This window comes from Azonexus hydrophilus (assembly GCF_001956855.1).
In the GTDB taxonomy this organism is placed as follows: domain Bacteria; phylum Pseudomonadota; class Gammaproteobacteria; order Burkholderiales; family Rhodocyclaceae; genus Azonexus; species Azonexus hydrophilus_A.
On record NZ_MTHD01000004.1, the window covers coordinates 150819 to 168149 of the forward strand.

Annotated in this window: 17 protein-coding genes; 12 read left to right on the forward strand and 5 right to left on the reverse strand. The window is 65.0% G+C overall.

The genetic code is table 11. The features are described 5' to 3' along the window. Window positions 1–7 precede the first annotated feature (7 nt). Genes BJN45_RS11990 through BJN45_RS17520 form a run of 4 tightly spaced genes read left to right on the forward strand, consistent with a single transcriptional unit; the run spans window position 8 to window position 4631 of the window. Complete coding sequence (locus BJN45_RS11990) at window positions 8–547, forward strand: DOMON-like domain-containing protein (RefSeq protein ID WP_076095542.1); 540 nt, start codon at window positions 8–10, stop codon at window positions 545–547. Then, entirely contained in the window at window positions 544–1764 is a 1221-nt protein-coding gene (locus tag BJN45_RS11995; RefSeq protein ID WP_076095544.1) for an exo-beta-N-acetylmuramidase NamZ family protein, read from the forward strand. Before BJN45_RS11990 ends, BJN45_RS11995 begins: the two co-directional genes overlap by 4 nt. A 4-nt stretch (window positions 1765–1768) precedes the next feature. Further along, the gene (locus BJN45_RS12000; RefSeq protein ID WP_076095546.1) at window positions 1769–3010 is read left to right on the forward strand and encodes an anion transporter; all 1242 of its coding nucleotides are present in this window, start codon (window positions 1769–1771) and stop codon (window positions 3008–3010) included. Between the two features lie 58 nt (window positions 3011–3068). Further along, window positions 3069–4631 carry an ATP-binding protein gene (locus tag BJN45_RS17520; protein WP_083651258.1) on the forward strand — a complete coding sequence of 521 codons (1563 nt, stop codon included), beginning with the start codon at window positions 3069–3071 and terminating at the stop codon, window positions 4629–4631. On the opposite strand, the gene ftsX is transcribed toward BJN45_RS17520, so the two are convergent. Genes ftsX through ftsY form a run of 3 tightly spaced genes read right to left on the reverse strand, consistent with a single transcriptional unit; the run spans window position 4632 to window position 7164 of the window. Next, window positions 4632–5531: a permease-like cell division protein FtsX gene (gene ftsX / locus BJN45_RS12015; RefSeq protein ID WP_076095548.1), complete on the reverse strand. Its 900-nt coding sequence runs from the start codon at window positions 5529–5531 to the stop codon at window positions 4632–4634. It abuts the gene before it with no gap. Beyond that, on the reverse strand, window positions 5528–6178 hold the full coding sequence (locus BJN45_RS12020; RefSeq protein WP_076095549.1) for a cell division ATP-binding protein FtsE: 651 nt from the start codon (window positions 6176–6178) through the stop codon (window positions 5528–5530). Before BJN45_RS12020 ends, ftsX begins: the two co-directional genes overlap by 4 nt. Continuing rightward, window positions 6175–7164 carry a signal recognition particle-docking protein FtsY gene (gene ftsY / locus BJN45_RS12025; RefSeq protein WP_076095551.1) on the reverse strand — a complete coding sequence of 330 codons (990 nt, stop codon included), beginning with the start codon at window positions 7162–7164 and terminating at the stop codon, window positions 6175–6177. The genes BJN45_RS12020 and ftsY overlap by 4 nt, the downstream gene beginning before the upstream one ends. 109 nt (window positions 7165–7273) lie before the next feature. Between ftsY and BJN45_RS12030 the strand changes: the two genes are divergently transcribed. The 5 genes from BJN45_RS12030 to BJN45_RS12050 are packed head-to-tail and all read left to right on the forward strand — an operon-like array spanning window position 7274 to window position 11241. Continuing rightward, entirely contained in the window at window positions 7274–8632 is a 1359-nt protein-coding gene (locus tag BJN45_RS12030; protein ID WP_076095552.1) for a M16 family metallopeptidase, read from the forward strand. Between the two features lie 11 nt (window positions 8633–8643). Further along, window positions 8644–9933 (forward strand): M16 family metallopeptidase, encoded by a 1290-nt coding sequence (locus BJN45_RS12035; RefSeq protein ID WP_088179077.1) that lies wholly within the window; start codon window positions 8644–8646, stop codon window positions 9931–9933. Beyond that, window positions 9930–10472: a 16S rRNA (guanine(966)-N(2))-methyltransferase RsmD gene (gene rsmD, locus BJN45_RS12040; RefSeq protein WP_076095556.1), complete on the forward strand. Its 543-nt coding sequence runs from the start codon at window positions 9930–9932 to the stop codon at window positions 10470–10472. The genes BJN45_RS12035 and rsmD overlap by 4 nt, the downstream gene beginning before the upstream one ends. A gap of 5 nt (window positions 10473–10477) precedes the next feature. Then, entirely contained in the window at window positions 10478–10963 is a 486-nt protein-coding gene (gene coaD, locus BJN45_RS12045; RefSeq protein WP_076096102.1) for a pantetheine-phosphate adenylyltransferase, read from the forward strand. Window positions 10964–10983: 20 nt separating this feature from the next. Continuing rightward, window positions 10984–11241 carry a YfhL family 4Fe-4S dicluster ferredoxin gene (locus tag BJN45_RS12050; RefSeq protein ID WP_076095558.1) on the forward strand — a complete coding sequence of 86 codons (258 nt, stop codon included), beginning with the start codon at window positions 10984–10986 and terminating at the stop codon, window positions 11239–11241. Window positions 11242–11304: 63 nt separating this feature from the next. Here BJN45_RS12050 and BJN45_RS12055 read toward each other — a convergent pair whose 3' ends face one another. Together BJN45_RS12055 and mutM are read right to left on the reverse strand one after the other, a co-directional pair. Next, window positions 11305–13254 carry a dynamin family protein gene (locus BJN45_RS12055; RefSeq protein ID WP_076096105.1) on the reverse strand — a complete coding sequence of 650 codons (1950 nt, stop codon included), beginning with the start codon at window positions 13252–13254 and terminating at the stop codon, window positions 11305–11307. 66 nt (window positions 13255–13320) lie between these two features. Further along, window positions 13321–14154, reverse strand: coding sequence for a bifunctional DNA-formamidopyrimidine glycosylase/DNA-(apurinic or apyrimidinic site) lyase (mutM, locus tag BJN45_RS12060; RefSeq protein WP_076095559.1), 834 nt, complete (start codon window positions 14152–14154; stop codon window positions 13321–13323). 87 nt (window positions 14155–14241) lie between these two features. Here mutM and BJN45_RS12065 point away from each other — a divergent pair, with 87 nt between their 5' ends. Genes BJN45_RS12065 through ispE form a run of 3 tightly spaced genes read left to right on the forward strand, consistent with a single transcriptional unit; the run spans window position 14242 to window position 17314 of the window. Beyond that, complete coding sequence (locus BJN45_RS12065; RefSeq protein ID WP_076096107.1) at window positions 14242–15903, forward strand: tetratricopeptide repeat protein; 1662 nt, start codon at window positions 14242–14244, stop codon at window positions 15901–15903. Then, window positions 15900–16469: a lipoprotein insertase outer membrane protein LolB gene (gene lolB / locus BJN45_RS12070; protein WP_076095561.1), complete on the forward strand. Its 570-nt coding sequence runs from the start codon at window positions 15900–15902 to the stop codon at window positions 16467–16469. Before BJN45_RS12065 ends, lolB begins: the two co-directional genes overlap by 4 nt. Then, on the forward strand, window positions 16466–17314 hold the full coding sequence (gene ispE, locus BJN45_RS12075) for a 4-(cytidine 5'-diphospho)-2-C-methyl-D-erythritol kinase (protein WP_076095562.1): 849 nt from the start codon (window positions 16466–16468) through the stop codon (window positions 17312–17314). Before lolB ends, ispE begins: the two co-directional genes overlap by 4 nt. The last annotated feature ends 17 nt before the right edge of the window (window positions 17315–17331 follow it).

Sequence of the window (17331 nt, forward strand, 5' to 3'; positions counted from 1 at the left end):
AAAAACCGTGTCGACCGCAAACTTTCACCCCCTGCAATGTCATGCCACCGGCAATCCACCGGCCGGGCTGGAAATCCATGTTTCTGCCAGCCGCGCGGACAATGGCGACCTGCATCTGACTTACCGCCTGCACGGCGCCGCCGCTGCCATGCTGGTGCCGCCGCCAGCAACACCTGGAGCGGCCGACGGCCTGTGGCAGCACACCTGCTGCGAAGCCTTCATTGCTGCGGTCGACGGCCCGGAATACCGGGAATTCAATTTCTCGCCGTCCGGCCAGTGGGCGATCTACGATTTCGCCGACTACCGCCAGCACAACACCGGCTGGCATGCGCCGGCAGCGCCCCGCATCGACTGCTCGCGTAATGGCGATAGCCTGCTGCTGAGCGCCGACATCCCCGCCGCGCTGCTGCCCGCTGGCGCCGCCCGCCTCGGCCTGACTGTCGTTGCCGAAACAGCAGCCGGCGACAAAACCTACTGGGCACTGACCCACGCCGGCGCCCAACCCGACTTCCACCTTGCCGCCAGCTTCACGCTGCCCCTGCCATGACGCAATCCATTCAATTCGGCATTGACCGCCTGCTTGCCGACCCCGAACTGCGCCGCCCGCTCGCCGGCCGGCGCATCGCCCTGCTCGCCCATCCGGCCTCGGTCACCGCCGACCTGACGCACAGCCTCGACGCGCTGGCCGCGCTGCCCGATCTCAAGCTGACCGCCGCCTTCGGCCCGCAGCACGGGATCAAGGGCGACAAGCAGGACAACATGGTCGAGTCGCCGGATTTCCTCGACCCGCAACATGGCATCCCGATTTTCAGCCTGTACGGCGAAGTGCGCCGGCCGACGGCGGCGATGATGGACACCTTCGACGTGCTGCTGGTCGACCTGCAGGATCTCGGCTGCCGCATCTACACCTTCATCACGACGCTACGCTACGTGCTCGAAGCCGCCGCCGAACACCATAAGACGGTGTGGGTGCTCGACCGCCCGAACCCGGCCGGCCGGCCGGTCGAAGGCTTTACGCTGCGCGACGGCTGGGAGAGTTTCGTCGGCGCCGGCCCGCTACCGATGCGCCACGGCCTGACGATGGGCGAACTCGGCGCCTGGTTCATCGCCCAATTGAAGCTCGACGTCGACTACCGCATCGTCGAAATGCAGGGCTGGCAGCCCGACGCGGCGCCCGGTTTCGGCTGGCCGCTGGGCGAGCGGACCTGGGTCAATCCCAGCCCGAACGCGCCCAACCTGTGGATGGCGCGCGCCTACGCCGGCACCGTCATGCTCGAAGGCGCCACATTGAGCGAAGGACGCGGCACGACGCGACCGCTGGAATTCCTGTTCGGCGCACCGGATATCGACGCGCGCGCCGTGCTCGCCGAGATGCAGGCACTCGCTCCCGAGTGGCTCGCCGGCTGCAAATTGCGCGAATGCTGGTTCGAGCCGACCTTCCACAAATTCCACGGTCAACTGTGCCAGGCGCTGCAAATCCACAGCGAAGGCCCGTATTACGACCACGCCGCGTTCAAGCCCTGGCGGTTGCAGGCACTGGCCTTCAAGGCGATCCGCCGGCTCTACCCGGATTACCCGATCTGGCGCGATTTCGGCTACGAGTACGAATTCGACCGGCTGGCGATCGACCTGATCAACGGCTCGCCGCTGCTGCGCGAGTGGGTCGACGACCCGGCAACGACGCCGGCCGACCTGGAGCGTGCGGTTTTTGCCGATGAAAGCGCGTGGACCGCAGCACGCGAGCCTTTCCTGATCTATCGCTGACGCGATGTTCGCCACCGTCGGCAGCCATCCGCTGGAAACCGCCATCGTCGGCATCTTCGCCGTCGTCTACCTCGGCATGTTCCTCGGCGGCCTGCCGAAACTGAAACTCGACCGCAGCGGCGTCGCCTTGCTCGGCGGCATCGCCATCGTCGGCATCGGCGCGATGAGCACCGAGGAAGCGGCGCGCGCCGTGCATCTGCCGACCATCCTGCTGCTCTTCGCCTTCATGGTCGTGTCGGCGCAGATGCGCCTGGGCGGCTTCTACACCGAAGTCACCCGCCGCGTCGCCGCGCTGCCGCTGACCGAGCCCTGGCTGCTCGGCGCGCTGATCTTCGTCGCCGGCGCACTGTCGGCGGTGTTTTCCAACGACATCGTCTGCCTGGCGATGACGCCGGTGGTCGCCCGCCTGTGCATCGAACGCCGGCTCGACCCGGTGCCTTTCCTGGTCGGCCTGGCCTGCGCCGCCAACATCGGCTCGGCGGCAACGCTGATCGGCAATCCGCAGAACATGCTGATCGGCTCGATGCTGCAACTGCATTTCGCCGACTACCTGCGGCAGGCGCTACCGCCGGTCGTGCTTGGCCTGTTCGCACTGTGGGCCTGGCTGGTTTTTGCCCCGCGCGGGCAGTCGACCGTAAAAATCCCCGATATTGCGGTCGACCGCGAAATTCTGCCGGTTTTCGACCGCCTGCAAAGCGCCAAAGGCCTCACCGTTGCCGCCTGCCTGCTGTTCATCTTCCTGTTCACCGACTGGCCGCGCGAAGTCGTCGCGCTGGTCGGCGCCGGCGTGCTGCTGCTGTCGCGCCGCTTCCATTCGTCGCACGTCATGGGCTTCGTCGACTGGGAATTGCTGGTCCTCTTCGTCGGCCTGTTCGTCGTCAACCACGCCTTCCAGCAAACCGGGCTGGCCGCCGCTGCCGTCGCCTGGCTGACCGCGCACGGCATCCACCTCGGCGACACCGGCCCGCTGTTCGCCATCGGCGTCGCGCTCTCCAACCTAGTATCCAACGTCCCGGCGGTGATGCTGCTGCTCCCCCATCTGCAAACACCGGACGCCGGCGTCACGCTGGCGCTGGTCAGCACACTGGCCGGCAACCTGCTGCTGATCGGCTCGATCGCCAACCTGATCGTCGTCGACCTCGCCGGCAAACAAGGCATCGCCATCGACTGGCGCCAGCACCTCGCCATCGGCCTGCCGGTCACGCTGCTGACGCTGGGCATCGTCCTCGGCTGGCTGGCCATCTAGCGCCGCCAAACAGGATTTTCCGCCATAATGGACGGACACGTCCTCGTCCGAATGCCTGATGGAAGCCCTGCACAACCACCAGATCCACAGCACGGTTCCGCGCTACATCCGCCAGCGCCGCTGGTGGCTGTTGCCTTTGCTGCTCTGGCTCGGCGGCAGCTTCCTGTACTTTCATCTGCACCTGCTCACCTTGCGCGAGCAGACCATGGCGATCGCCATCGAAGGCGCCCGCAACATGTTCCGCATGGTCGAGCTGACGCGCAACTGGAACTCCTCGCACGGCGGGGTTTACGTCCCCGTTGCCGCGAACGCGCAGCCCAACCCCTATCTGGAACATCCGCGTCGCGACATCACGACGACCGATGGCATGGCGCTGACCATGATCAACCCGGCGTACATGACCCGGCTGATCGGCGAGATGAGCGAATCGGAATCGGGTACGGTGTTTCGCCTGACCAGCCTGAAACCGATCCGACCCGCCAACCGTCCCGATGACTGGGAAGCCATGCAACTGCGGCGTTTCGAAACCGGCGTGACGGAGAGCTGGTCAGTAGAGAACAAGGGAGAGCTGCCGCAGTTGCGCTACATGGCCCCCTTGCTGGTCAAGGAAAGCTGCCTGGCCTGCCATGGCAACCAGGGCTACCGGGTTGGCGACATCCGCGGCGGCATCAGTGTCACCCAGGCGTACGCGCCGATCGAGGCGGCGGTGCTGAAACATCGCACCGAACTGCTGGCAACGACCGCCGGCACCTGCCTGCTGGTCGCCCTGCTCGCCTGGCGCCTGCTCGAAGTCCTGCGTCGGCGCTGGTTCGAGCTGGCCGCCAAGATCGAGGAGGTCGACGCGACGCACCGGCAGTTGCTGCAATCGGAAAAGCTCGCCGGCATCGGCCAGCTGGCCGCCGGCGTCGCCCATGAAATCAACAATCCGGTCGGCTTCGTCAATTCCAACCTGGGGACACTGGGCAACTACAGCCAGCAGATGATCACCCTGCTGGAAAAATGCCGGGCCGGCCAGGCCAGCGAAAGCGACTTTGCTGCTGCGGATTTCGACTATCTGCGGCGCGATCTGCTGGAGTTGCTGAACGAGTCCCGGGAAGGGCTGGGCCGGGTCAAACGCATCGTTGCCGATCTCAAGGATTTCTCCCGCGTCGATCACGCCGAGGCCCAGGAATTCGATGTCAACGCCGGCATCGAGAGCACGCTCAACGTACTGTCGAACGAACTGAAATACAAGGCGACGGTGATTCGCGAATTCGGCGAATTGCCGCCACTGCACTGCATCGGTGCCCAGCTCAACCAGGTGGCGATGAACCTGCTACTGAATGCCGCCCACGCCATTGCCGAACACGGCACGATCACCGTCCGCACCGGCCATGACGCGACCCACGTCTGGTTCGAGGTTGCCGATACCGGCTGCGGCATGACGCCGGAAATCATGCAGCACATCTTCGAGCCGTTCTATACGACACGCCCGGTTGGCAAGGGCACCGGACTCGGCCTAGCGCTGTCCTACGACATCGTGCACAAACATGGCGGCGAGATCCGGGTGAGCAGCCAGCCCGGCGAAGGCAGCTGCTTCCGCGTCAGCCTGCCGCGCACCGACACGGCAAGCGTCAGCTGATCAGTCGAACTGCCGCAACGACAGACTGACCGACAACTGGCCGCCAATCCAGCCGAGCAGCGCACCGAGGCCGGTCAGCAGCGCGACGTCGATGGCATCGGGTGCATGCAGCACGAAACTGCCGCCGTACAGTGCCGCCAGTTCGCCCACCGGGCCACTGAGCAGATGCAAGGCACCAAGCACCAGGGCAGCGGCGAGCAGGCCGCCGAGCGCGCCCTGCAGCGCGCCGAAATAATAGAAGGGACGGCGGATGAAGGCATCCGTCGCGCCGATCATCCGCGCCACTTCGATTTCCGCTGCCTGGGCCATGACCTGCAGGCGGATGGTGTTGAAGGTGACGGCGACCAGGCCGGCACCGAACAGTCCGGCGAGCAGCAGCACGGCCAGCTTGCCGAGGCGCAGGAAGGCGTCGAAGCGCTTGACCCAGGCCGAATCGAGCTGGACATGCGCCACCTTGGGCCAGCCGGCGAGCTCCTGGCGCAGCACTTCCAGCGCTTCCGGACCGGTGTTGACCGGCTCGACAATGAACGCATCGGGCAGTGGATTGCGCGGCAGGCTGGCAACGATTTCAGCCATTTCATCGCTCTTCTGCAGGCGCTTGAGCGCCTCGTCGCGCGGCACAAAAGTGAATTTTGCGGTCGACACCGCGCGCAGGCGATTTTCGATCTCGGCCACATCCTTCTTCGTCGCGGCCGTATCCATGAAAAGACTGATCTGCTGCACACCGGAAGCGCTCTGGCCGAGCTCGCGCAGGTTGTCCAGGGCGACGTAGCCGAAGGCCGGCAGGGTCAGTGCGATGCCGATGACGAGCAGCGACAGCAGGGTATTGAGCGGCGTGGCGACCAAGCGGCGCAGGGCCAGCCTGAAAGCTGCACGGTGCTGTGACAACCAGCGTCTCATACGATCCTCCCGTGATCCAGACGCAGCACGTTGCCACGGCAGTGCTCGACCCACGACTGGTCGTGGGTGGCGACGACCACGGTGACGCCGACCTGGTTGAAGTCGGCGAACAGTTCGAGAATGTCGTGCGCCGAATCGTTGTCCAGATTGGCGGTCGGCTCGTCGGCCAGCAGCACGGTCGGGCGGTTGACGACGGCGCGGGCGATGGCCAGGCGTTGTTGCTCGCCCCCGGACAGGGCGATCGGATTGGCTTTCTCGCGCGCCAGCAGGCCGACCTTGTCGAGCGCCGCCTGCGCCCGGCGGACAGTTTCGCGGTGCGACAGGCCGGCGATCTGCAGCGGCAGCATGACGTTGTCGAGGGCGCTGCGGTCGAACAGCAGCTTCTGGTCCTGGAAGATCATGCCGAAATGCCGGCGCACATACGGAATGGCGCTGCGGCGCAAGGCCGACAGGTTCTGCCCGTTCACCACCAGGCTGCCCGAGGTCGGCCGTTCGATCGAGGCGATCAACTTGACCAGCGTCGTCTTGCCGGCCCCCGAATGGCCGGTGATCAGCACCATGTGGCCGGCGCCGATCTGGAAGCTGACATCCCGGACGGCGTCGAAACCGCCGGGATAGCGCTTGGTCAGGTTGTTGGCGACGATCATTGGTCGAACAGTGCATCCACGAAGTCACGCGCCGAGAACGGGCGCAGGTCGTCGATCTGCTCGCCGACGCCGATGAAGCGGATCGGCTTCGGGCACTGGCGGGCGATGCCGGCAACGACGCCGCCCTTGGCCGAGCCGTCGAGCTTGGTCAGCACCAGACCGGTGACGTTGATCGCCTTGTCGAAGGCACGGACCTGCTGCAGCGCGTTCTGGCCGATGTTGGCGTCAAGCACCAGCAGCGTTTCGTGCGGGCCTTCCGGTTCGACCTTCTGGATGACGCGGCGGACCTTGGCGATTTCTTCCATCAGGTGCAGTTGCGTCGGCAGGCGGCCGGCGGTATCGGCGAGCACGATGTCGATGCCGCGCGCCTTGGCGGCAGAAATGGCATCGAAGATCACCGCCGCCGGATCGCCCGACTCCTGCGCAATGACCGTGACGTTGTTGCGCTCGCCCCAGGTCTGCAACTGCTCCCGGGCGGCGGCACGGAAGGTGTCGCCGGCGGCCAGCAGCACGCTCTTGCCCTGGGTCTGGAAATACTTGGCCAGCTTGCCGATCGAGGTCGTCTTGCCGGCGCCATTCACCCCGGCGATCATGATCACGTAGGGTTTGTGGGTACTCACATCGAGCGGCTGCTCGAGCGGCGCGAGGATTGCGTACAGGGCGTCGGACAAGGCCTGCTGGATCGCTTCCGGCGTTTCCAGCTTGTCGCGCTTGGCCGCCTTCTTCAGTTCGTCGAGCAGGTGGGCAGTCGCCTCGACACCGACATCGGAGGTCAGCAGCAGGGTTTCGAGTTCTTCCAGCAGTTCGTCGTCGACCTTGCCGCGGGAGAAGATGGATTTGAGCTTGCCGCCGAGCTGGGCGCGGGTCTTGGCCAGGCCCTTGAACAGGCGTTCGCGCCAGGACGGCGCGGCCGCGGCATCAGGCGGCAAGGCGGCCGGCGCCTCGGGTTTTGCGTCGGGCGCGGATTTTTTCAGGAAACTGAACATGGGTGTTAAGGTCTCAGGCCTTGCTGACAGGCGGACAGGCAGCCGTTAAGATGCCGTCCGGATCGATGCAGTTACAGCGTTGAATTCTAGCAGAAAGCCCCAACATCCCATGACCATGCGACACCTGCTCCCCATTTTCCTTGCTCCCTGGCTGTTGACCGCAGCCCTCGCCAACCCCTACGAAACCACGCTGGACAATGGCCTGCGCGTCATCGTCAAGGAAGACAAGCGGGCCCCGACCGCCGTGCACATGGTCTGGTACCGCATCGGCAGCATGGACGAGGTCGACGGCACATCGGGCGTCGCCCACGTGCTCGAACACATGATGTTCAAGGGCACGCCGGATGTCGGCCCGGGCGAGTTCAACAAGCGCGTGGCCGCTGCCGGCGGGCGCGACAATGCCTTCACCAGCCGCGACTACACCGCCTACTTCCAGCAGATCCCGAAGGAAAAACTGGACGAGATGATGCAGCTCGAAGCCGACCGCATGCGCCACCTGACCGTCGACGAGAAGGAATTCGCGCAGGAAATCCGGGTCGTCATGGAAGAACGCCGCATGCGCACCGACGACAATCCCGAAGCCAAGCTGTTCGAGCAGATGAACGCCACCGCCTTCCAGGCCCACCCGTACCGCCGGCCGATCATCGGCTGGATGAGCGACCTGGAAAACATGAGCGCCGCCGACGCCAAGGCCTGGTACGAAACCTGGTACGTGCCGAACAACGCCTATGTCGTCGTTTCCGGCGATGTCGACCACAAGGAAGTCTTCGCGCTGGCACAGAAGCACTACGGGGCGCTGACAGGCCGGGCACTGCCGGCACGCAAGGCGCAGATCGAGCCGCGCCAGGAAGGCCCACGCCGGATCACGGTCAAGGCGCCGGCTGAACTGCCGGTGCTGATCATGGGTTACAAGGCACCGATCCTGCGCAACCCGCAAACCGACCGCGACCCGTACGCGCTGGAAATCCTCGCCGCCATCCTCGACGGCCACGACGCGGCCCGCTTCAACAAGAAACTGGTGCGCGAGGACAAGATCGCGCTGTCGGCCGGCGTCGATTACAGCAACACCGCCCGCGGCCCGGGCATGCTCTTCCTGTACGGCAGTCCGTCGGAAGGCAAGACCGTCGCCGACCTGGAAGCCGCACTGCGCGCCGAGATCACCCGCATCCAGCAGGATGGCGTCAGCGCCGCCGAACTGAAACGGACCAAGGCGCAACTGGTCGCCGGCCAGGTCTACAAGCTCGACTCGATGTTCGGTCAGGCCATGGAAATCGGTCAGATGGAAGCCGTCGGCCTGTCGTGGAAAGACGTCGAGATCATGCTTGAGCGCCTGCAGCAGGTGAGCGCCGCCGACGTCCAGGCGGTGGCCAGGAAGTACTTCGCCGACGACGCGCTGACCATCGGCGTCCTCGACCCGCAACCGCTGGACGGCAAGCCGCGCCGCCCCGGTATCGCCACCCGCCATTGATGAAAATTGCCATGAAACGACTGTTGACCGCAGCATTCACCCTTCTCGTCGCACAGGCGGTGCTGGCCGGCGTTGCCATCGAGCACTGGACGACCGGCAACGGTACCCGCGTCTATTTTGCCGCCGCCCCCAGCCTGCCGATGCTCGACATCCAGATCGATTTCGCCGCCGGCTCGATGTTCGACCCGGAAGGCAAGGCCGGCCTGGCCGCGCTGACCCGCGGCATCCTCGACCTGGGCGCCGGCGAACGCGACGAAACGGTGATTTCCGAACAACTCGCCGACATCGGCGCCCTCCTCGGTGGCGGCGCCGACACCGACCGCGCCAGCATCACGCTGCGCACGCTGACGGCCAGGGACAAGCTTGAGCCGGCGCTGGCCATCCTGCGCGACGTACTGCACCAGCCGGCGTTCGACGCGGCCATTCTCGAGCGCGAGAAGACCCGCACCATCACCGGCCTCAAGGAAGCGATGACCCGTCCCGACAGCATCGCCGGCAAGGCTTTCTGGGAAGCGCTGTACCCGGGCCACCCCTATGGCCGGCAGGCGACGCCGGAAAGCGTTGCAACCTTGACCCGCGACGACCTCACCGCCTTCCACGCCCGGCTGTACACCGCCGGCAACGCCAGCATTTCGCTGGTCGGCCAGTTGACCCGCAAGCAGGCCGAACAGATTGCCGAGCGTCTGAGCAGCGCGCTGCCCGCCGGCCAACCGCCCGAGCTTCCGGCAGCGCCGGCCCCGGCCCGCTCGGCCGTAACCGCGATTGGCCACCCGGCCAGCCAGGCGCACATCTACCTCGGCCTGCCGGCGATCGAACGCGGCAATCCGGATTTCTTCCCGCTGCTCGTCGGCAACTACACGCTCGGCGGCGGCGGCTTCGTCTCGCGTCTGGTCAAGGAAGTCCGCGACAAGCGCGGCTTCGCCTACAGCGTCTACAGCTATTTCGCCCCGATGCGCCAGACCGGCCCGTTCCAGATCGGCCTGCAGACGCAGCGCAAGCAGGCCCAGGAAGCGATCAAGGTGGTGCGTGAGGTGCTCGGCGAGTTCGTCGCCAAGGGACCGAGCGAAGAAGAGCTGGCGGCTGCCAAGGCCAATCTTTCCGGCAGTTTTCCGCTGCGTCTGGACAGCAACAGCAAGCTGCTCGGCAATGTTGCAGTGATCGGTTTCTACGGCTTGCCGCTCGATTACCTCGACCACTACCAGGCCAGGATCGAGGCTGTTACGGTCGACGACGTGAAAGCGGCATTTTCCCGCCACGTCCAGCCGGCCAACCTGGTCACCGTGACGGTGGCGGCGGATTGAACTCGGTCCGTATCGTCGGCGGCGAATTCCGCCGCCGCGTCCTGCGCTTTCCCGACAGCGAGGGCCTGCGGCCGACGCCGGACCGGGTGCGCGAGACGCTGTTCAACTGGCTCGGCCAGGAACTGGACGGCTGGCATTGCCTCGACCTGTTCGCCGGCAGCGGCGCACTTGGTTTCGAAGCGGCCTCACGCGGCGCCGCCCGTGTGGTAATGCTGGAAAAAACGCCGCGCGTGCTGGCGGCGTTGCATGAAAACCACGAATTGCTCCATAAACCTGCCGCCGTGGAGATACGGCGCGGGGATGCGCTACAATATTTGGCTTCCGCACCAGCGAAATTCGACCTGATCTTCCTCGACCCACCGTACCACAAGGGCTGGCTTCCCCGCCTGGAACCCTTGCTGGCCGGTGTGATGAACGAAGATGGAGCGCTTTACGTCGAGGCGGAACACGAAATCGAAACGCTTGGCGCGTGGCACACGGTGCGTCACGGCAAAGCGGGCGAAGTCCATTTTCACTTGTTGCGGCGACCGACAGATTGAACAAACTGAACCACCGCGTAGCGATCTACCCGGGCACTTTCGACCCGATCACCCGGGGCCACGAAGATCTCGTGCGCCGCGCCGCGACCCTGTTCGACACGCTGATCCTGGCGATTGCGGAAAGCCCGGCGAAGAAGCCGCGCTTCACGCTGGCCGACCGGGTCGACATGGCCCGCGAAGTCGTCGGTGACCTGCCCAACCTGCAGATCGTCGGCTTCAACACCCTGCTCATGAGCTTCGTCCATGAGATGGGCGCCAAGGTCATCGTCCGCGGACTGCGGGCGGTTTCCGATTTCGAATACGAATTTCAGATGGCCGGCATGAACCGAAGCCTCTACCCTGAGGTCGAAACGGTGTTCCTGACGCCAGGCGAGCAATACATGTTCATTTCCGCAACGATGGTAAGGGAAATTGCGCGCCTGGGCGGTGATGTAGGAAAATTCGTCCATCCTTCTGTAGAAAAGCGCCTGCGGGCAACAACCACTGCATAAACGAGAGAGGAACAACAGCCATGGCTCTGATGATTACCGACGAGTGCATCAATTGCGACGTGTGCGAACCGGAATGCCCGAATGAGGCCATTTCGCAGGGCGAGGAGATCTACGTGATCGATCCGGCAAAGTGCACGGAGTGCGTCGGTCACTATGACGAACCGCAATGCGTGCAGGTCTGCCCGGTCGATTGCATTCCCAAGGATCCCGGTCACGAGGAATCCGAGGACCAGCTCTGGGGCAAGTACGAAAAGCTGACCGGCAACGCCCGCCACTGAGCAATGTATCGATGAAAAAGCCCACGATGAAAATCGTGGGCTTTTTTACGTCGACCGCAGCAATCAGGCGGCGCGCAATTCTTCCATCTGGGCGGGTGACAGCAGGTCGCGAACCTGCAGTTCGATGGCGTCCAGCCGCGCCAGTTGCTGGTCGAGAACCTTGCCGACGCTTTCCAGTTCGGCAATGCGGTCTTCCAGCGTATCGGTCGCCTGGTGGATGCGCTTGATGCTCTCCAGGCGCCGCTTCAACTGGATCTGGTGTTCGCGTACCTGGGTTTCCATCGGCGCCATGATCGCCCGCAACCACACTTCGGCATCCTTGTTCGCGCGCTCGAAGGCACGCCGCACCTGGATCGCGACCTCTTCGAAGAACTTCTGCGTGATGTTCTTCTTGTCGTGGGTCAGCAGCGAGACCATGGTGTTCAGGTGGCTGTCGCACCAGGCTTCCAGACGATCCAGTTCCTTCTCGTAGCGCAGCAGCGAGAAGCTGGTCGGTGAGCCGAGCTTGAGGCCATGCTCGACGGAAAATTTCTTGTACACCGCTTCCATCATCGCCAGGATTTCGCCGACTTCGCGACCGGAATTGCTCAGCGCAGCCCGCGACTGGACGAAGAAGGCATGCATGGCAACCGACAGGGTTTTCGAGAAGGTGGCATCCAGCATCGCCTCGCGGGTTTCCCCGGTCAGCTGACGCAGGCGGTCGAGACCAAGGTGCGCGAACAGGTTGTTGGTCAGCGTCGAGAACACGCTGCGCACGGCGTAGTAGCGCTGCAGCCCCTCTTCGAACTCTTCCTTTTCGGCACGCACCTTGCCCATCATGTATTCGACGACACCACGGTTCTTGCCGCGCAGTTCGGTCAATTCGGTCAGTTGCTCCTGCAGGCCGGACAGACGGGAATCCAGCAGGCCGCGCACGCGCCGGACAACATCGCCGAATTCGCTCTCCGTGCTTTCGCAGACGATATCGCGCTTGGCCGGAATCAGTTCGCCGGACAGCGCCGCCTCCAGCGCCGGCAGGCGACTGCGGGCGAGCAGGTCGGCGTCGCCGCCGATCTTGGCGACCAGGCCCTTCTGGGCGGATACCGGGAAAACCTGCGTCGTCGGCAAATCGAGGATAGCGGCACAACTTTCAACCTGGCGATTGATCTCGGCTTCGATTTCCGCCGCCGTCTTCAACTCGTCCCACTGGCCGTCGATCTTGTTGAGCACGACCATGCGCCCGCGCCGGGTGGAACCGCCGGTACAGATGTGTTCCTTCCAGATCGTCAGGTCGGACTGGGTAACGCCGGTATCGGCGGCCAGGATGAACAGCACGGCGTGGGCATTGGGCAATTGCGACAGCGTCAGTTCCGGCTCGGCACCGATGGCGTTGAGCCCCGGCGTATCGAGGATGACCAGCCCCTGCTTGAGCAGCGGATGCGGGAAATTGATCAGTGCATGGCGCCAGCGCGGGACTTCGACCAGGCCATCGTCACCGATGCGATACAGGTCGATTTCACCGGCGCCAACCTCGAAGCCCAGGCGCCCGGCTTCCTCGGGCGTCACCCGGGTGGTTTCGCTGACATGGCGCAGCGCGTCCTGCATGCTCTCCGGCGAATCGATATCGAGCGGCAGTACCGTCCATTCCTCGGGGAAACGTTTGTACTCGCTGACCCCGGCATTCGAGGCGCGCGTCTGGATCGGCAGCAGCTCGATCCCCGGCAGCTTGCCGGCATCGAACAGCAGTTCGGTCGGACACATCGTGGTGCGACCGGCCGACGAGGGCAGCATGCGGTTGCCGTAATCGGCGAAGAAGATGGCGTTGATCAGTTCCGACTTGCCGCGCGAGAACTCGGCAACGAAAGCGACATTCAGGCGGTCTTCGCGCAGTCGCTCCTGCAACTGGCTGAGGCGCAGGTCGATCTGTCCGTCGGACAATTCATTTTCGCCCAGCCAGGCCTGAAACCCGGCGATATCGTTGGACAGCAGCGTGCGCCACGCGGTGTAGGCAGCAAATTGATTGGCGAGCGACATGTGAACGACCCCGGCGACAAACAGGAGCTTCAATTTAGCATAAACACAGCAGCTTGCCGCCGACTTTCAATGCTGACAGGCTGGACAATAATAGGTGCTGCGGCCGGCCTGACGCACCTGGCGAACGACACCGCCACAGCGCAGACAGGGCTCGCCGGCGCGGTCATAGACGCCGGCCTGGATCTGGAAACAACCGGCCCCGCCATCGCTGTGCACATAGTCGCGAATGCTGCTGCCACCGGCGGCAATGGCGTCTGAAAGCGTTTCCCGAATGGCCCCGAACAACACTTCGTAACGCAGGTAGCTGATGCGGTTGGCCGCGCGCAACGGGGAAATCCCGGCACGGAACAGACTTTCCGACGCATAGATGTTGCCGATGCCAACGACCATGTGCCCGTCCATCAGCACCGGTTTGACCGGTGCGCTGCGCCGGGAAATCGCCGCGTAGAAGCTGTCGACCGTGAAATCCGCCGACAGCGGCTCGACACCGAGCACGGCGATCAGCGGATGCGCTTCAGCCGCCGCCGGCGGCCCCGGTTGCCACAGGACGACACCGAACCGGCGCGGATCGGCGAAGCGCAGGATCTGGCGCGACAACACCAGGTCGAAATGATCGTGCTTTTCCGGCGGCAGTTCGGACGGCACGAAGCGCAGGTTGCCGGACATCCCGAGATGGATGATCAGCGTCCCCTCGACAGCGTCACGGCGGCAATCGATCAACAGGTATTTGCCGCGCCGGCGCACGGCGACGATCAGACAGCCCGGCAGCAGTTCGCGCAGGGCCGGCGGAATGTCGTGGCGCAGCTTCGGCACGCGGATGACCACGGCACGAATGATCTCGCCCTCCAGTTCGGGGGCGATCCCCAATCGACAGACCTCGACCTCGGGCAATTCCGGCATTGCTTGTTCCTCCACGCATTCCCAAATAACATCGCAAACTTGTCCGTTATTATGCGTTCAAATACGCAAGCCATCCGGAAAGCCATCATGTCCCCGAAGCAACTCGTCGTCGCCCTCACCCTGGCCCTGGGCCTGCCCGCCTGGGCTGCCGAAAAACCGGCCGAAGACCTGCTCGGTCGTACGGTATTCCAGGTCCTGCTCGGCGAACTGGCGCTGCGCCAGGGCGCCGTCGATCTCAGCATCGAAGCCTGGGCCGACCTCGCCGAACGCACGCGCGACCCGAAGGTGCTCGCCCGCGCCGTCGAGATCGCGGGTTTTGCCGGCGACAACGAACGGGCACTGCGTCTGGTCCGGCTGTGGCTGAGCGTCGAGCCGGACTCCGCCGTCGCCCGCCAGTCGCAGGTGGCGCTGCTCGTCCAGTCGCGCCAGCTCGACCAGTTGGGGCCGCACCTTGGTGCACTCCTGGCAACGGACAAGGAGAACCTGCCGAACAACCTGCTGCAACTCAACCGCATGCTCGCCCGGATGACCGACAAGGTGGCCGTGCTGCAGATGCTCGACGAGATGCTGAAGCCCTACCATGACATTCCCGAAGCCCATTTCGCGCTCGCCCAGGCAGCCCTCGCCGCCGGCGACGAAGCACGTGCGCTCAGCGAAGCCAACGCCGCGCTGAAACTGCGGCCGACCTGGGAAACCGCCGCCATTGCCCAGGCCAAGCTGCTTGGCCGCCAGGATGCGACGCGCGGCATCGACAGCCTGGCGAAATTCGTCGACCGCAACCCCGATGCCCGCGATGCCCGTCTTGCACTGGGCCAGATGCTGGTCGCCGAAAAACGGCTGGTCGAGGCACGCAAACAGTACGAGCGCCTGGTCAAGGACTATCCGGATGAGCCGAGCGTTCTCTATCCGGCCGCCATCCTCGCCCTGCAGGCCGGCGACCAGGAAACCGGCCGGCGCCAGCTCGAACACCTGCTGGAAACTCCGTTCCCGGACAAGAGCAGCATCCACTATTTCCTCGGCCAGATCGCCCAGGAAGCCGGCCAGACGGATCAGGCACTGAGCCACTTCCGCCAGGTCACCGCCGGCGAGCGCTACATTGCGGCGCGGGCACGCGTTGCCGTCATCCTGCTCAGCCAGAACAAGGCCGCGGAAGCCCTGGCGCTGCTGCGCGACACGCGCGGTGCGACACCGGCCGAACGGACCCAGCTGGCACTGGCGGAAGCCCAATTGCAGCGCGAAGCGGGCAACGAGGCCGGCGCCTACGCGGCCATCGAAAAGGCCCTGGCCGGCAGCCCGGACGACCCCGAACTGCTCTACGACGCGGCCCTGACCGCCGAACGCCTGGGCCGGCACGAACCGATGGAGGCCCACCTGCAGCGCCTGCTGAAGCGCCACCCCGATCACGCCCATGCACTGAACGCCCTCGGCTATTCGTTTGCCGATCGCAACATCCGCCTCGACGAAGCGGCCACGCTGCTGACCCGCGCCGTCGCTCTCGCCCCGGACGACGCCTTCATCATGGACAGCCTGGGCTGGCTGCAGTACCGCCAGGGCAAGCTGGCCGAAGCGCTGCAAACGCTGGAAAACGCCTACCGGATCAAGGCCGATCCGGAAATCGCCGCTCACCTCGGTGAAGTCCTCTGGCAACTCGATCGCCGTGACGAGGCCCGGCGCATCTGGCAGGAAGCCAGCCAGCGCAATCCGGAGAACAAGGCTCTGACGACAGCCATCAAGAAATTCCTGCCTTGAGAATTCTCGCCGTCTGGCTGCTGACCGCAAGCCTGCTCGCCGGCTGCGCGCAAATCCCGGCGCCGCCGCTGGCGGCCCGCGCAGCCGTCGGGAATTTTGCGGTCGACGCACGTTTTGCGCTGAAAATCACCCACCCGGACGGCCGCATCGAAAACTCGGGCGGGCGCCTGAGCTGGACCCACGAAAACCGGATGGACCGCATGCTGCTGGCCAATCCGCTGGGCATCGGCCTGGCCGAAATCGAATCCGCACCGGGCCACGCCAGCCTGCGCACCGGCGACGGCAAGAACTACAGTGCCGCAGAACCGGACCAGCTGCTCGCCGAAGTCACCGGTCAGCCACTGCCGGTCAGCCACCTGCCGGCCTGGCTGCTCGGCCGTCCGCACGGCGCCGGCACCGTCGAGCACGACGCCTGGTCGCGCCCGAGCCGCTTGCGCGAAGCCGGCTGGCAGATCGATTACCTCTACGCCGACGACGCGCCCGACGCACTGCCCACCCGCCTGACGGCGATTGGCGACAACATCGAACTGCGTCTGCGCATCGAAACCTGGAAGACCACCCCATGAGCGACTGGCATTGGCACAGCGCCTGGCCGGCACCGGCCAAGCTCAACCTTTTCCTGCACGTCGTCGGCCGCCGCGCCGACGGCTACCACCTGCTGCAAACCGTTTTCCGCTTCATCGACCGTTGCGACACGCTGCGTTTCACCCCGCGCAGCGACGAGCGCATCGAACTGGCGACACCGATCCCCGGCGTCGCCCCGGACGATGACCTGACCGTGCGCGCCGCCCGCCTGCTGCAACAGCACACCGGCTGCCGGCAGGGCGCCACCATTCATCTCGACAAGCAACTGCCGATGGGTGGCGGCCTCGGTGGCGGCTCGTCGGACGCTGCCACCGTGCTGCTCGCCCTCAATCATCTGTGGCAGACCGGCGTCGACCGGGCCACGCTGGAACGCATCGGCCTGACGTTGGGCGCCGACGTGCCGGTCTTCGTGCATGGCCGCAACACCTTCGCCGAAGGCGTCGGCGAAAGCTTCACCGACATCGAACTGCCGCCCGCCTGTTATCTGGTGCTGCATCCTGCGGTCAACGTGCCGACCGCGGCAATTTTCGGCGCCCCCGAACTCTGCCGCAACACCCCGGCGATGCGCCCCGCCGACTGGCAGCCGGGGATCGGCCACAACGACCTGGAGGCCGTCGCCTGCGCCCGCTTCCCCGCCGTGGCCGGACATCTGGCCTGGCTGAAACAGCAGGCACCGAGCGCGATGATGACCGGCTCGGGCGCCTGCGTCTTTGCCGGTTTCCCCTCCCGGGAGGCCGCCGCTGCGGCACTGGCAAGGCTCCCGACCGGGATGAACGGCTGGATTGCCGATGGGCTGACGCAACACCCATTGGCAGAAATTGTTTAAAAAGGCTGGATTTTAAA

Bases quoted from the DNA above. Each gene is read 5' to 3' on its own strand.
- ispE (WP_076095562.1), top strand. From the start codon at position 16,466: ATGAGCGACTGGCATTGGCACAGCGCCTGGCCGGCACCGGCCAAGCTC.
- BJN45_RS12020 (WP_076095549.1), bottom strand. From the start codon at position 6,178: ATGATCGTCGCCAACAACCTGACCAAGCGCTATCCCGGCGGTTTCGAC.
- BJN45_RS12035 (WP_088179077.1), top strand. From the start codon at position 8,644: ATGAAACGACTGTTGACCGCAGCATTCACCCTTCTCGTCGCACAGGCG.
- BJN45_RS12065 (WP_076096107.1), top strand. From the start codon at position 14,242: ATGTCCCCGAAGCAACTCGTCGTCGCCCTCACCCTGGCCCTGGGCCTG.
- mutM (WP_076095559.1), bottom strand. From the start codon at position 14,154: ATGCCGGAATTGCCCGAGGTCGAGGTCTGTCGATTGGGGATCGCCCCC.
- BJN45_RS12030 (WP_076095552.1), top strand. From the start codon at position 7,274: ATGACCATGCGACACCTGCTCCCCATTTTCCTTGCTCCCTGGCTGTTG.
- ftsY (WP_076095551.1), bottom strand. From the start codon at position 7,164: ATGTTCAGTTTCCTGAAAAAATCCGCGCCCGACGCAAAACCCGAGGCG.
- BJN45_RS12055 (WP_076096105.1), bottom strand. From the start codon at position 13,254: ATGTCGCTCGCCAATCAATTTGCTGCCTACACCGCGTGGCGCACGCTG.
- ftsX (WP_076095548.1), bottom strand. From the start codon at position 5,531: ATGAGACGCTGGTTGTCACAGCACCGTGCAGCTTTCAGGCTGGCCCTG.
- BJN45_RS12050 (WP_076095558.1), top strand. From the start codon at position 10,984: ATGGCTCTGATGATTACCGACGAGTGCATCAATTGCGACGTGTGCGAA.
- BJN45_RS17520 (WP_083651258.1), top strand. From the start codon at position 3,069: ATGGAAGCCCTGCACAACCACCAGATCCACAGCACGGTTCCGCGCTAC.
- BJN45_RS11995 (WP_076095544.1), top strand. From the start codon at position 544: ATGACGCAATCCATTCAATTCGGCATTGACCGCCTGCTTGCCGACCCC.
- BJN45_RS12000 (WP_076095546.1), top strand. From the start codon at position 1,769: ATGTTCGCCACCGTCGGCAGCCATCCGCTGGAAACCGCCATCGTCGGC.